Origin of the sequence: Longimonas sp., assembly GCF_046498435.1 — a bacterium.
GTDB lineage: Bacteria > Bacteroidota > Rhodothermia > Rhodothermales > Salinibacteraceae > Longimonas.
Genome location: NZ_JAWOAR010000215.1, coordinates 21,216 through 33,143 on the forward strand (window position 1 = coordinate 21,216; position 11,928 = coordinate 33,143).

The 11,928-nt window shown below is 59.6% G+C and carries 9 protein-coding genes; 7 read left to right on the top strand and 2 right to left on the bottom strand.

Translation table 11 applies throughout. The features are described 5' to 3' along the window. Positions 1 to 24: 24 nt before the first annotated feature. Entirely contained in the window at positions 25 to 348 is a 324-nt protein-coding gene (locus tag R6U20_RS08190) for an ArsR/SmtB family transcription factor (protein WP_410337373.1), read from the bottom strand. Positions 349 to 717: 369 nt separating this feature from the next. On the opposite strand from R6U20_RS08190, the gene R6U20_RS08195 reads away from it, so the two are divergent. From R6U20_RS08195 to R6U20_RS08220, 6 genes are all read left to right on the top strand, one after another. Continuing rightward, positions 718 to 978, top strand: a complete 261-nt coding sequence (locus tag R6U20_RS08195) for a hypothetical protein (RefSeq protein ID WP_410337374.1) — start codon at positions 718 to 720, stop codon at positions 976 to 978. A 211-nt stretch (positions 979 to 1,189) separates the two neighbouring features. Further along, on the top strand, positions 1,190 to 1,423 hold the full coding sequence (locus tag R6U20_RS08200; protein WP_410337375.1) for a hypothetical protein: 234 nt from the start codon (positions 1,190 to 1,192) through the stop codon (positions 1,421 to 1,423). A gap of 61 nt (positions 1,424 to 1,484) precedes the next feature. Next, the gene (locus tag R6U20_RS08205; RefSeq protein ID WP_410337376.1) at positions 1,485 to 3,005 is read left to right on the top strand and encodes a cbb3-type cytochrome c oxidase subunit I; all 1,521 of its coding nucleotides are present in this window, start codon (positions 1,485 to 1,487) and stop codon (positions 3,003 to 3,005) included. A gap of 42 nt (positions 3,006 to 3,047) precedes the next feature. Further along, positions 3,048 to 3,635, top strand: a complete 588-nt coding sequence (locus R6U20_RS08210; RefSeq protein WP_410337377.1) for a cbb3-type cytochrome c oxidase subunit II — start codon at positions 3,048 to 3,050, stop codon at positions 3,633 to 3,635. Between the two features lie 50 nt (positions 3,636 to 3,685). After that, positions 3,686 to 4,465: a c-type cytochrome gene (locus R6U20_RS08215; RefSeq protein ID WP_410337378.1), complete on the top strand. Its 780-nt coding sequence runs from the start codon at positions 3,686 to 3,688 to the stop codon at positions 4,463 to 4,465. Between the two features lie 174 nt (positions 4,466 to 4,639). After that, positions 4,640 to 6,763 (top strand): heavy metal translocating P-type ATPase, encoded by a 2,124-nt coding sequence (locus tag R6U20_RS08220; RefSeq protein ID WP_410337379.1) that lies wholly within the window; start codon positions 4,640 to 4,642, stop codon positions 6,761 to 6,763. Positions 6,764 to 7,236: 473 nt separating this feature from the next. Here R6U20_RS08220 and R6U20_RS08225 read toward each other — a convergent pair whose 3' ends face one another. Beyond that, the gene (locus R6U20_RS08225; RefSeq protein ID WP_410337380.1) at positions 7,237 to 10,410 is read right to left on the bottom strand and encodes an efflux RND transporter permease subunit; all 3,174 of its coding nucleotides are present in this window, start codon (positions 10,408 to 10,410) and stop codon (positions 7,237 to 7,239) included. A gap of 383 nt (positions 10,411 to 10,793) precedes the next feature. Between R6U20_RS08225 and R6U20_RS08230 the strand changes: the two genes are divergently transcribed. Continuing rightward, the coding region (locus R6U20_RS08230; RefSeq protein WP_410337381.1) for a TonB-dependent receptor at positions 10,794 to 11,928 on the top strand (1,135 nt) is incomplete at its 3' end.

The window sequence follows — 11,928 nt, forward strand, 5'->3', positions numbered from 1 at the left end:
CGAGCCCGAGTCCGTGCACAGAAGCTACGACATGGGCTCGTCGAGTTCCTCCTCTCGAATGCGTCCGCACACAAGCAGGCAGAGCGCTGAAAGGGTGGGGTCATTGATCTGGTAGTATACGTACAACCCCTCCTTACGGCGCGACAGCAACCCCTCGCGTGCCATCATGCCTAAGTGTTTGCTCACATTGGCTTGCCGATGCCCCGTTGCCTCAACCAGTTCGCTCACCGTCATTTCGCCGTTGAGCTGCAACTGGTTCAACAGCTCCAACCGAACGGTCTCGCTTAAAATTTTAAATCGGCTTGCCGCTTCTTCCAAGTGCCGATTCGGAATGAGTTCGTTGGCCATGATCTACCAAAAATTCTACAGGAAGGAAGGTATTATCGGAATGCATAGTGCAGCCGGAGGTGTTGTTCAGGTGCTGCATACGGGGCAAGACGGCCTAAAGTTGTCGCCCCTCTGCTTCCAACGTCGCCCTCCCCTCACCTCCGCGAACATGTCACAATGCTGTACGCCAGACGTCTCGTTCGTACTTCGTTTCATTCATTGCCCATGTATCTATTGCACCTGGGCATACCCATCGCCATCTTTACAACTACTGCTATCGTCCACTCGTTGTATAGTTGTCACACGACTTCCGAATCTTACGAGTATCCGCCCTGTAACTTGTAATGACAATAATATATCAGGAGCTTCTGCTATCCTGTTTTGCCAGCTATGAGCGACTCCTCGTACGACTCTTCCCAATTCAACGTTGAGCGCGCTACCAATGGACTGGTACTCACGCTCTACCTGGGTGCGGCTATTTTTCTCATTGTTATCGTGTGGATGGTGATGCGCACGATGCCGTCCTCTGAAGAGCCTTCTTCAGAAGACGAAAGCCGCAGCGCCCGCACCGAAGTATACGTCTCGGAGGCGCAGGCGCGGCCTGCTCCACTATCGGTACCGAACGCCGTGCCACTCGTCGGTTCCTCATAGCTGTCTCCACATGCCTACTGCTGTGTCACACGTCAATGGTTGGGTAGCTCACGCGAATGAATGTCATGGAAGTCCACAAGAGATCCCGGATCTGCTCCCGACGGCTGCCGGGATTGTCCGGGATGACTATAAAGTGGGAGCCCATGCGTTACCCTATGAATCATCTGTGACAGAGCACGACGTCATACTCGAACTGTGTCCCTGCAAGCTGATGACGTACCTTCCTCTTTCTGTTATTCTTGGGTTGCTGTTTACCGGCGCTGCTATCACCCTCACCATTCTGTTCCGTTCAGTGAAAGCCGGGCACTTCTCCAACTTGCAATCGGGCGCTTATGTGATCTTTGACGAAGACGAGCCAGTAGGTACGCCGCAAGACCAGTTCTTTCGTGAGGCTCCCTCTGATGCCGACTCCACCTCCGATAATAACACCAAAACCTCCCCATAGTAGCACCCCTACCGTCCGCCATTGCCCTGTTGCATCTTTCGCCTGAACTCGAACCGCTATTATGGCCAACGACTCTTCCTCTACTGGCTCGGTTTCCATGCCCGAATCTTCCGTATCCGATACCGGCATGCTTGAAGCCAACTGGCGCCGTACGGTCGACCAGTCTACGAAATGGCCTGTCATTGCCTTTATTGCGAGTGGTACGTTCTGGCTCCTTGTTGGGTCGGTCCTGGCTATCATTGCAAGCCTGAAGTTCAACATGCCCGACTGGCTCGTGCAACAGGGCTGGCTCACGTTCGGACGCGTACGCCCGGCCCACTTGAACACGGTCATTTATGGATGGATTTCGATGACTGGCGTGGGGGTGGCCACCTGGCTGTGGGCACGCCTCCTAAAAACAAAACTCCGCGGGCAAGGCTTACTCCTGGCCAGCGCAGGTATCTGGAATGTGGGCATGGTCATTGGCACCATTGGCATTCTGGTAGGCTACTCGCGCGCTATCGAGTGGGTTGAGATGCCGCTTCTGGCGTTTGCCTTTATCGTTCCCGCTATGGCCATGGCCACAGCCGCCTTCCTACTTACACTTCGTGATCGACGCGTACACCACCTCTTTATTTCGGTGTGGTACATCGGCGCTGCCATGCTGTGGGGGCCGTTTCTGGTCATTGCGATTCTATTACCCATTTACAGCGGCGTACCTGAATCTACCGCCAACTGGTGGTACGCGCACAACATCCTGGGGCTCTGGATCACGCCCATCGCGCTGGCCGCTGCGTACTACCTCATTCCTAAAGTCGTTGGGCGCCCGGTGTATAGCTACCACCTGTCCTATCTTGGCTTCTGGACGCTCGCCCTCTTCTATAACTGGGCGGGTGCTCACCACCTGGTGGGGGGCCCCGTGCCGCAGTGGACAACTACCGTCTCCATTGTCTTTAGCATGATGATGATCATTCCAGTCGTGGTCGTCGCGGTGAACCACCACCTCACCGTCGTTGGTCACTTCAAAAAAGTGATCTACAGTCCTACGCTGCGCTTTGTCGTGTTTGGCGCGATGAGCTACACCGCCGTGAGCCTGCAGGGCTCGTTTCAGTCGCTGCGCGCCTGGCAAGAGATTACGCACTTCACGCACTACACCATTGCCCACTCGCACCTGGGCGTGTACGCCTTCGCCACCATGATTCTGTTCGGTGCAACGTATTACATCATGCCACGCGTGATGGAGTGGGAATGGGAGAGCCCCCGACTGGTGAGCCTCCACTTTTGGACGACCGGCCTCGGCATTGGTATCTACATTACCGCCTTGTTCATTGGCGGAGTGATTCAGGGACTCCAACTGCTGGATTCCAATGTTGCCTTCTTACAGATTGTTGAGGATCTAAAACCCTGGTTCTGGGTCCGCTCCATTGGGGGTACGCTCATGACACTTGGGCATATCGTATTTGCGTATCTGCTCTATCGCATCATCATGCGCCAGGGCGCCCCGCAGACCGGTCCTACGTACTTCCGCCCTGCGCCCGAAGACATGTTCCGCTCACGTGACACCCAACCCACACCGGCTATTGACGAGCAGCCCGGCCTGTAACTTCTACCATTTGTTTTTCCCTCACGACCTGGCGATCTGGCTATGACGCGTGCCTTCCTTATCTTCATGGGCGCCCTTGCGGCGATCCTCATGAGCTTTACCGCGCTGGCGCTGGTTCCCAGTCTGCAGTTGGCGGCTATTGAGCCAACTCCTGGAACGACCGACTACACGTTCGAGGAACGCCTGGGTAAGCAGGTCTACATGCGCGAGGGCTGCATCTACTGCCACACGCAGCAGGTGCGCCCCGATGGCTTTGGCAGTGATATCGATCGTGGATGGGGCTCGCGTGGGTCGCTACCAGGCGACTATGTGTTCGACGACACCCACCAGATGGGCACGATGCGCACTGGGCCCGACCTGCATGATATTGCCTCGCGCCAACCCAGCCGCGACTGGCAACTGGCGCACCTGTATCAGCCTCGCTCGGTTAGCGAAGGATCAGTGATGCCGGCGTATCCCTACCTGTTCGAGGTCAAGAACGAAGAAGAGGTGCGCGCTTCCGAAGTCACCGTGCCCATTAGTGGCGAGTATGCTCCCCCCGAGGGGCAGGTTGTCGTTGCAACCGACGAAGCCCTCGCGCTCTACGAGTACCTGATGACGCTGGAGCTGCAAGAAGCGGATGACTCCTAACCTCGGCTCCCTGCTCTGCTCTTTCCCGAACGCTTCCGTCGCCCTGTGCTATGCCCACTGACTCCGATCAGCCCGACTCATCTGCCGGCGCGCCCCAAGATGCACCCAACTCGGATGCCGACGGCCGCTCCGATGATTTCAACGAAACGCCCGAGCCCATCGACATGCTCGCGCCTCTGTTTCGCGAGGAACCCCTTCGTCCCGAAGGCGGCGAGGCGCCCCCCATGTGGCTCTGGATGATCATCTTTGGCGTTATCCTATTTAACGTCTATTACCTGGGAAGCTACGTCGGCGACTTCAGCACCGATCCGTGGCTGCAAGGACGCACCCTCGCTGCTGCCTCCGAAGAGGAAGACGCGACCGAAGTCACCGTCGATGGCGGACGCATCTACAACAACCGCTGCCAGTCCTGCCACCAAGCCGACGGGCAAGGCGTTTCCGGCCAGTTCCCGCCCCTGGTTGAATCTGACTGGGTAACGGGCGACAAAGGCCGACTCATCCGTATCCTCTTGCACGGAATGGAGGGGCCGATGGAGGTGCTCGGCGAAGAGTACAACGGCGTCATGCCGAGCTGGCAGAATCAGTTGGATGATGCAGAGATTGCCGCTGTCCTTACACATATTCGCAGTGAATGGGAAAACGACGCTTCCGAAGTAACGGCTGATGAGGTGGCAGCACTGCGCGAGGCCGAATCGGAACGCAGCGAGGCGTGGAGTGCCGAAGAGCTCAACGACACCGCCAATCAGGGCTTCCCCGAAGGCGCTGACCTGGGCGAATCCGAAGAGGAAGACAGTGAAGATGCAAACGAAGGCGAATCTGAGAGCGAGTAACGCGGAATCCATTCGTAGAAACACGGCGCGCCGTGCCCCTACTACCCACGACAACGTGACGCCGCCCCCGTAGAGATGTGCCAGTGGCGCGTCTCTACTGGCGCGTCTCTACGGAGACGGCCTCCTGCCTCAAGAACGCGGGTAACATCCTGCGGCTAATGAACAGGTCCTGCCATGCAGCACTGTGATCATTGCGACCTTCCGCTCTTCGACACGCCCATCCCCGGTAAGGATGACGACGCGCAGTACTGCTGTTACGGCTGCCAGATGCTCGACGAAACCGTGGGGGCCGACGCGGTCGACGAAAATGACGCTACGCTCGCTCCACTCCTACAACGCACGGTCATTGGCGGGCTATTGGCCGGATTTACGATGGTCTTGAGCCTCGCCATTAGCTCCGAGTATGGCTTTGCGGCACTGCGCAACCTGGAGCACGCCGTGGGGACCGCCCATCTGGTACTCGTGCTCACCGCAGCGCCCGCACTCATCCTGCTGGGCACGCCAGTTGTGCGCGCCGCCTGGAACACGCTTCGTCAGGGCCGCCTGTCGCTGCACCTCTTGTTTGCGATGGGCACCTCGGCGGCAGTGCTCGTGAGCCTCCTCTCGTACGTGCGCGGCACGGGGCCCGTCTACCTCGAAACTGCCGTCATGCTCTTGGCGCTCTACACGCTGGGGCGCTACCTCACCGCACGCAGCAAACACCGCGCACGCCGTGTGCTTGGTGCCCTGCTCACCGTGCCCGACACCACGTACCAGCGCCTCTGTCCAGAACCTGGCGAGGTGCCGCCCGATGCCCTTCGCCCCGACGACCGCATCCGCCTGCACGCAGGCGACGTGGTGCCTGCCGACGGCGTGGTTGTCTCCGGACGCAGTTTTGTGGATACCCGGCAGCTCACGGGCGAGTCAACCCCCATCGCAACATCGGAAGGCGACCGCTGCTTTGCAGGCACGCAGGTCGTAGACGGTACGCTGGAACTGCGCGTTACGGCAACCGGCGCTGACCGGCGGCTGCATCAAATTGAGGAAACGATGCGCGCAGCCATGGCCCAGCCCTCGCGGCTCGCCAAGCGCACCGAGCGCATCATGCGCGTGCTGATTCCCGGGGTCATTGCGCTCGCCCTCATCGCGTTTGGCGGATGGTGGTGGATGGCAGGCGCCGAGAAAGCACTGTATGTGGCGCTAAGCGTGGTGCTCATCACCTGCCCATGCGCGCTCGGGCTCGCTGTGCCGCTGACCCGCGTGCTGGCCCATGGACGCGCCGCCACGCACGGCGTGCTCATCCGCGACGGACAGACGCTCCTGGATCTGCACCGTGTATCTACTCTTGTGTTCGACAAAACCGGCACGCTCAGCCGCCTCGATGCCCAGGAGGTGCAGGTGGAGGCCGTAGCACTGGCTGCTGCCGATGGAAAATCAGCGCCGCATCCGAATCCCGACCAACTCTTGCAGTATGCCGCCGCCGTCGAGATGCACACGCACCACGTGCTGGGAGACGCCATCCGCACAGCGGCTCAGGAAGCCCGTTCCGAAAACGAAGCCATTCCCTCTGCGCACGACGTGCGCACCGTGCCGGGTGCAGGGGTCGTGGGACACGTCGATACGTCGGAGGGAACGCAGCGCGTCGGCGTAGGAAGCAAGGCCCTCGTGCAGCAGATGGGCCTGGCACTGCCACCAGACACTGCAGTGCCTGCTGCGGCTGGACGCATCCGCCTGTTTGTAACGTACGGCGGTGCGGTAGCAGGTGTGCTGCTTCTCACCGAAACGCCCCGTCCCGATGCCGCTCCCGCGCTGCAAGCACTTCGCAAGCATGGCTACGCGCTGCACCTGCTCACCGGCGACCAGCCCGAGGCCGCCCACCGGCTGGGCAATGCGCTGGGGCTTCCGGTAACTGCCGGACAAACGCCCGAAGCTAAGCTGGAGGCGCTCGCTCGCTGGCGTGCTGAACATGGCCCCGTAGGCATGGTGGGCGATGGGATCAACGACGCGCCTGCACTGGCCGAGGCCGACGTGGGCATTGCGGTGGTGCAGGGCGCGCCCGTTACGCTGCAAGCCGCCGACATCACGCTCTACCGCGACGATCTGCGCATGCTGCCGTGGCTGGCCAACCTGTCGGCGCAGACCACGCGCATTGTGAAGCAGAATCTGTGGTGGACGTTCGCCTACAACGGCATCGGCGTGGGGCTGGCGGTGGCGGGACTGTTGCATCCGATTGCTGCGGTCGTCATTATGGCCGGAAGCAGTGCGCTCGTTACCGCAAATGCGTTTCGCATAAAGCGCGTTGATCCACCGGCCCATTAGTTGGCTTCACGACATGTGAGCGTCGCGTCTGCGAGCGCAGGGAGTCCCGTACTTTAGCGGAGTAGTTGACTCTCTTGCTTCAAGTGGAAGGTTGTGCTTTCGTAGGCACAAGGAAAAGCACTGCTCAAAAGTATAGCAGAGGTGCTGCAATCCTTGCCCCTCTGATAAATAGGCAGCTGCAGGGCAGGCATGTGTTCATGCGAGTTTGTCTGGAAAAGGAGTATCTTATACCAGGTGCGAGACTTCGATGTACACGTTAGGTTGGAGGCCGCCCGGGATATCCGCACCCCAGGAGTACTCGGTCGCGGTGCTCCCAGCACTTCGCTCCTGATCCCGGGCTAAGGATTTGCAGCCCATAGCCGGGTAACCTGTGCCGACCGCTGTCGGTACCGCTTGCGTCCCCGGCGACATTAAGGCGAGTTTCGTCGCTCACCGATTGCAAACACCTGTATGATGATTCAGCGCAGATGGTATTATTTGGAAGCTCCCGAAAACATACGGCTGGAGAGGGTCGTCCTAATCCACCGCGTCGCGTCATGCTGAAGCATAGCCAGGGCCGGCACAATAAACATAAGGATGACGGTGCCTGCCAGAATGCCGCCTCCAAGACTGATTGCCATAGGAACCAGGAACTGGGCCTCTACGCTCCGTTCCAAAATGAAGGGAACGAGCCCGAAGAAGGTCGTGAGCGACGTGAGGAAGATGGGGCGGAAGCGCACTTGACCAGCCTGGATGAGAGCGTCTTGCCACGAGGCTCCTTTGGCCCGTGCCTCATTGGCAAAGTCAAGCATCACAAGCGCATTATTGACGATAACACCGCTGAGCCCAACAATCCCAAAGATGCTGGGCATGATGAGGTTGTAGCCGAGCACAAAATGACCCAACAACGCGCCAATCCACGCAAAAGGAATGGTCGCCATGATGATGAGCGGCTGCACGTACGACCGGAAAGGAATAGCCAGGAGCCCGTAGATCGCAAACAAAGCCAGCAGGAAACCCACCTGGAGCGTCCCCTGCGACTTGTTCTGCTCCCGCTGCTGCCCACCAAACTGGTAGCTGAGGTCGGGCATTTGTGCCTGCAGGGCAGCGAGTGCACCTTGCTCAAGCTGTGCTGATGCCTCTCCTCCTGTGATGATGGTTGCATCCACATCGGCGCTAACCGTGACGACGCGGCGTCCGTCCTGCCGCTGGATTTGTGTGGGGCTGGTACCGAGCGAGACGGTAGCTACTTCGTCAAGCGGCACCGCGTCTCCACTCGGCGTGCGAATCCGGTACGCATGAAGATCATCCACGGCGTTGCGCTCTTCGTCTGGGAGGCGTACGTAAACGCGTACTTCATCCTGCCCGCGCTGCAACCGGTACGACTCGACCCCGAAGAAGGCAGCCCGGGTTTGCTGAGCCAGATCGTTTAGTGTGAGTCCCAGCGTCCGAGCTGCGGGCTTAAGGCGGAGCTTAATTTCTCGCTTCTCCTCCCAGTCCGTCGTTACGTTGACAACGCCCCCGCGCCGCTGAAGGCTGTCCTGTACAACCATCGCCGCTTGCTTCATCTGCTCGACCGTGGGGGCAAAAAGCTGCACGGATACAGGATCGCCCCCAGGACCGCCCGTACTGCTTACAAAGGCGAGCGACTCGATGTCTGCGGGCGTGCCGACCGCGCGGCGCCAGCGATCTTCTAGCTCGGGGGAAGGCACGGTTCGCTCTTCTGCATCAACCATCTCGATGCTCACCTCCGCCACATTCGGGCGCTGTGCCGTGAATCCGGCCTGCGTGCGCCCCCCCGAAGCAACAGGCTGGCGGCCCACAGTCGTGTAGCTGGTTTCGAGGAGACGCTCCCCAGACTCGTCTTCCAGCTCGCGGAGCACCTCCACCCCCTGTGTCCGCAGCCGCTGGGCAGCGCGCTCGGTGGCTGCGGCATTCGTGCCTGGTGGCATTTTCACCTGGACCGTCACCACATTGCCCGGGATGCTTGGGAAGAATTCGTTCTTGATATACCCACCTGCCAGCAGGCTGAACGTAATGATTAGTAGCCCGAGTCCGCCAGAGATTGCAATCCCATAGTGGCGCGTAGCGAAGTTGAGGGCATTCTGCAGGGGCCCCTCAATGAAGTTCGTAAGCCAACGGTCTACGCGCATGCGTACCCGGTTCAGAGCTTGGCCGATGGATGTCTTGGGAGGCTTCTGTCCTGCACTGTGGGAAAGGTGCGAGGGCAGGATAAACAGCACCTCCAGAACCGACATCGCCAGAATAAAAATGACGACCGTGGGCACGTCCCCTAAGAACTTCCCGATGGTACCGCCGACAAACAGAAGAGGCGCAAACGCAGCGATAGTGGTGAGAACGGCAAACACAACGGGCGTCGCCACGCGCTGCGTTCCCTCGATGGCTGCCGAAAGCGGCTCCCCTGTTCGCCGCTGCTCGGCATACACATTTTCGACCACCACAATGGCATCATCCACGGCAATACCCATTGCGATGATAAAGCCGAATACCGACAGCATATTGATGGATACATCCAGCAACTGCATCAGGATGAGCGCTCCCAAAAACGAGAGGAAGATACCTGAGGCCGTCCAGAATGCCTTCCGTGGGGTTAGGAAGAGCGTAAGCATCAAAATTACCAGTACCAGCCCAACGAGACCGTTTTCGATCATGATGTTGAGCCGGGTACGCAGGTTGTCAGCGCTGTTGCGCCAGACGGTGGCCGTAATGCCCGGGGGAAGCTCAGGGCGGAGTTCAGTGTTGAGATAGCTCTTTACGGTCTCTTCCACATCCAGCGCCTGCTCGTCGCCAGTCCGGAAGACGTTGAGCAATACCGCTGGCTCACCGTTGAAACGGGTGATGAGATCTGAGTTTTGGTCGAACCCATCCCGCACTGTGGCCAGATCGCCAAGCCGCACGCTTGTACCGTCTGATTGGCTTAGCAGAATAATATCTTCAAAATCCGACTGAACGTAGTTTTGCCCTTCCGTGCGGATGCTGATTTCCTCGTCCTCCGTCTCAATGCTTCCGCCGGGCAGGTCAAGACTTGATTCACGTACGCGCCTGCTCACTTCGCTAAGGGTCAGCTCATAGGCACGAAGCGTATTGCGCGAGAGCTCAATGGAGATTTCCTCATCCGGCACTCCATCCATCTGAACGTACGAGATCTCCGGTTTCAGGGTGAGATCATTTTCAGCCTGCTGGGTAGCCTTCCGGAGTACCTGAAGCGGAATGTCTCCGTGCAGCGCTACCTGAAGCACCTGCTCGCGGTTGGTGACTTCCGTTACGATCGGCTCCTCAGCCTCGTCTGGAAACGCTGTAATGCGGTCGACCTCCGACTTAATGTCGGTCCGTACCCGGCCCAGGTCTGTACCGCGATACAGTTCCACCGTCACCACGCCCACGTTCTCTGCCGCCGTCGCCAGTATGCGGTCGATGCCTTCAACCGCCTTCACCTGGTCCTCAATACGTTGAATGATCGAGTCCTCCACATCCTCGGGCGAGGCTCCCGGGTAACGCACGCGCACCTCTACAGCGTCGAGACTGAACTCCGGAAAGTTTTCCTGCACAATTGTCGTCGCAGCCAGCCCCCCTCCCAGGATAAACAGCATCATGAGCAGGTTTGCCGCAATGCTGTTGCGCGCAAACCAATCAATCAGACGGTTCATCAGGAACAGGGGGTAAAGGAAAAAAGGGACGGTACCTTTCTTGGAGACGAATACCGCGCGGCTGCCCGGTAACGGCTGCCCGGTTACCGGTAAAGGGGGGGCGTGACTGCAAACACTCGACTACCAACTTGTTATTACATGGTAGTCTGAACATATGTCAGAGTTCGGCCATGCCTCGCGTCTATCTTGAGAATCACGCGTGTATCACGAAATCCTTCACCGTGAAAGGCGCCGTGAAGACGAGAGACACCGTTGGGTAGATACCAGAAGAAAAGCTCGTTCTACCTACAAACGACGCATAATCGTTGCGTACGCAGTGAACCGCTTGGCGGAGCGTCCCGTTTTTCTGTTGATCGATTTATGTCACGCATCCCCCACGCTGTATGTATCGCGCTACGCTTCTTGCCCTCTGTATTTTGGTCGGACTCGCCGGGCCTCTCTATGCTCAAACGGATCCGCCCCCCACAGATAGCACGGTCGTGGAGCTGCCCGAAATCACCGTCGAAGCCACACGTAATCTCGAAACCCAAGGCAGCGCGCCGTTCACGGTCTCAACGGTTGAGCGCACGCTGGAAGCCCAGACGCTGGAGGCTCCCGTGTTCTTGAGCGATGCCTTGCAAGGCATCCCCGGCGTGTGGCTGAACGACCGCGGCCACTTTGCCGTGGGCGAGCGGCTCGTGGTGCGCGGCATGGGCTGGCGCTCGCCCTTTGGCGTACGCGGCGTGCAAGTGCAGCTCGACGGCATCCCGCTCACCATGCCCGACGGACAGGCCTTCCTCGACATCGTCGATCCGCTGTTTGTGCGCCACACCGAGGCCATACGCGGCCCGTCGTCGCTCTTCTGGGGCAACGGCAGCGGCGGCGTGCTCTTTTTGGATACGCAGCCCCGCGCTGAAACGCCCACGGCCACGCTGCGCGCGGGCGGCGGCAGTCACGGATTGCAGCAACTGGCCGCCGAGGGCGTAGCCCGCACCGAAAACAGTACCTGGCGCGTAGCGGTGTCGGATATGCGGCGCGACGGCTTCCGCGACAACAGCGATGGCCGCTTTACGCGCGCCCTGCTTAGCACCCAACTCGACCTGGCAGCGCGTACGCAACTCAACGTGGTGGGCGCGTTCGTAGACCAGGATGCCCGCAATCCCGGATCGCTCACAGCCGAGGAGGTGGAGGAGGACCGCACGCAAGCCAACACCGCCTTCGACGCGTTCAACGCAGGCAAGCAGAGCACACAAGGCCACCTGGGCGCGCGTCTGCGCCACGCATTCGACACCACCACGCTCACCGCCACCGCATTTGGGGGCTTCCGCGACCTGGAGAATCCGCTCCCCTTCAGCCTCGTCGCATTCGACCGGCTGTACGGTGGGGCGCGCACTACACTCAGCGGTAGCGCCGGCGCGGCCGAATGGAACGTGGGCGCTGATGCGATGGTGCAGCGCGACGACCGCACCAACCAGGCCACCGACTTTGCCGCCCGCGAGTTCTTGGACGAGCTGACCCTGGACCAGGTCGAAACCGTAC

What these genes read in the sequence shown, in the direction of transcription:
- R6U20_RS08220 (WP_410337379.1), top strand. Translation starts at nt 4,640, where the DNA reads ATGCAGCACTGTGATCATTGCGACCTTCCGCTCTTCGACACGCCCATC.
- R6U20_RS08210 (WP_410337377.1), top strand. Translation starts at nt 3,048, where the DNA reads ATGACGCGTGCCTTCCTTATCTTCATGGGCGCCCTTGCGGCGATCCTC.
- R6U20_RS08195 (WP_410337374.1), top strand. Translation starts at nt 718, where the DNA reads ATGAGCGACTCCTCGTACGACTCTTCCCAATTCAACGTTGAGCGCGCT.
- R6U20_RS08225 (WP_410337380.1), bottom strand. Translation starts at nt 10,410, where the DNA reads ATGAACCGTCTGATTGATTGGTTTGCGCGCAACAGCATTGCGGCAAAC.
- R6U20_RS08190 (WP_410337373.1), bottom strand. Translation starts at nt 348, where the DNA reads ATGGCCAACGAACTCATTCCGAATCGGCACTTGGAAGAAGCGGCAAGC.
- R6U20_RS08215 (WP_410337378.1), top strand. Translation starts at nt 3,686, where the DNA reads ATGCCCACTGACTCCGATCAGCCCGACTCATCTGCCGGCGCGCCCCAA.
- R6U20_RS08200 (WP_410337375.1), top strand. Translation starts at nt 1,190, where the DNA reads ATGACGTACCTTCCTCTTTCTGTTATTCTTGGGTTGCTGTTTACCGGC.
- R6U20_RS08205 (WP_410337376.1), top strand. Translation starts at nt 1,485, where the DNA reads ATGGCCAACGACTCTTCCTCTACTGGCTCGGTTTCCATGCCCGAATCT.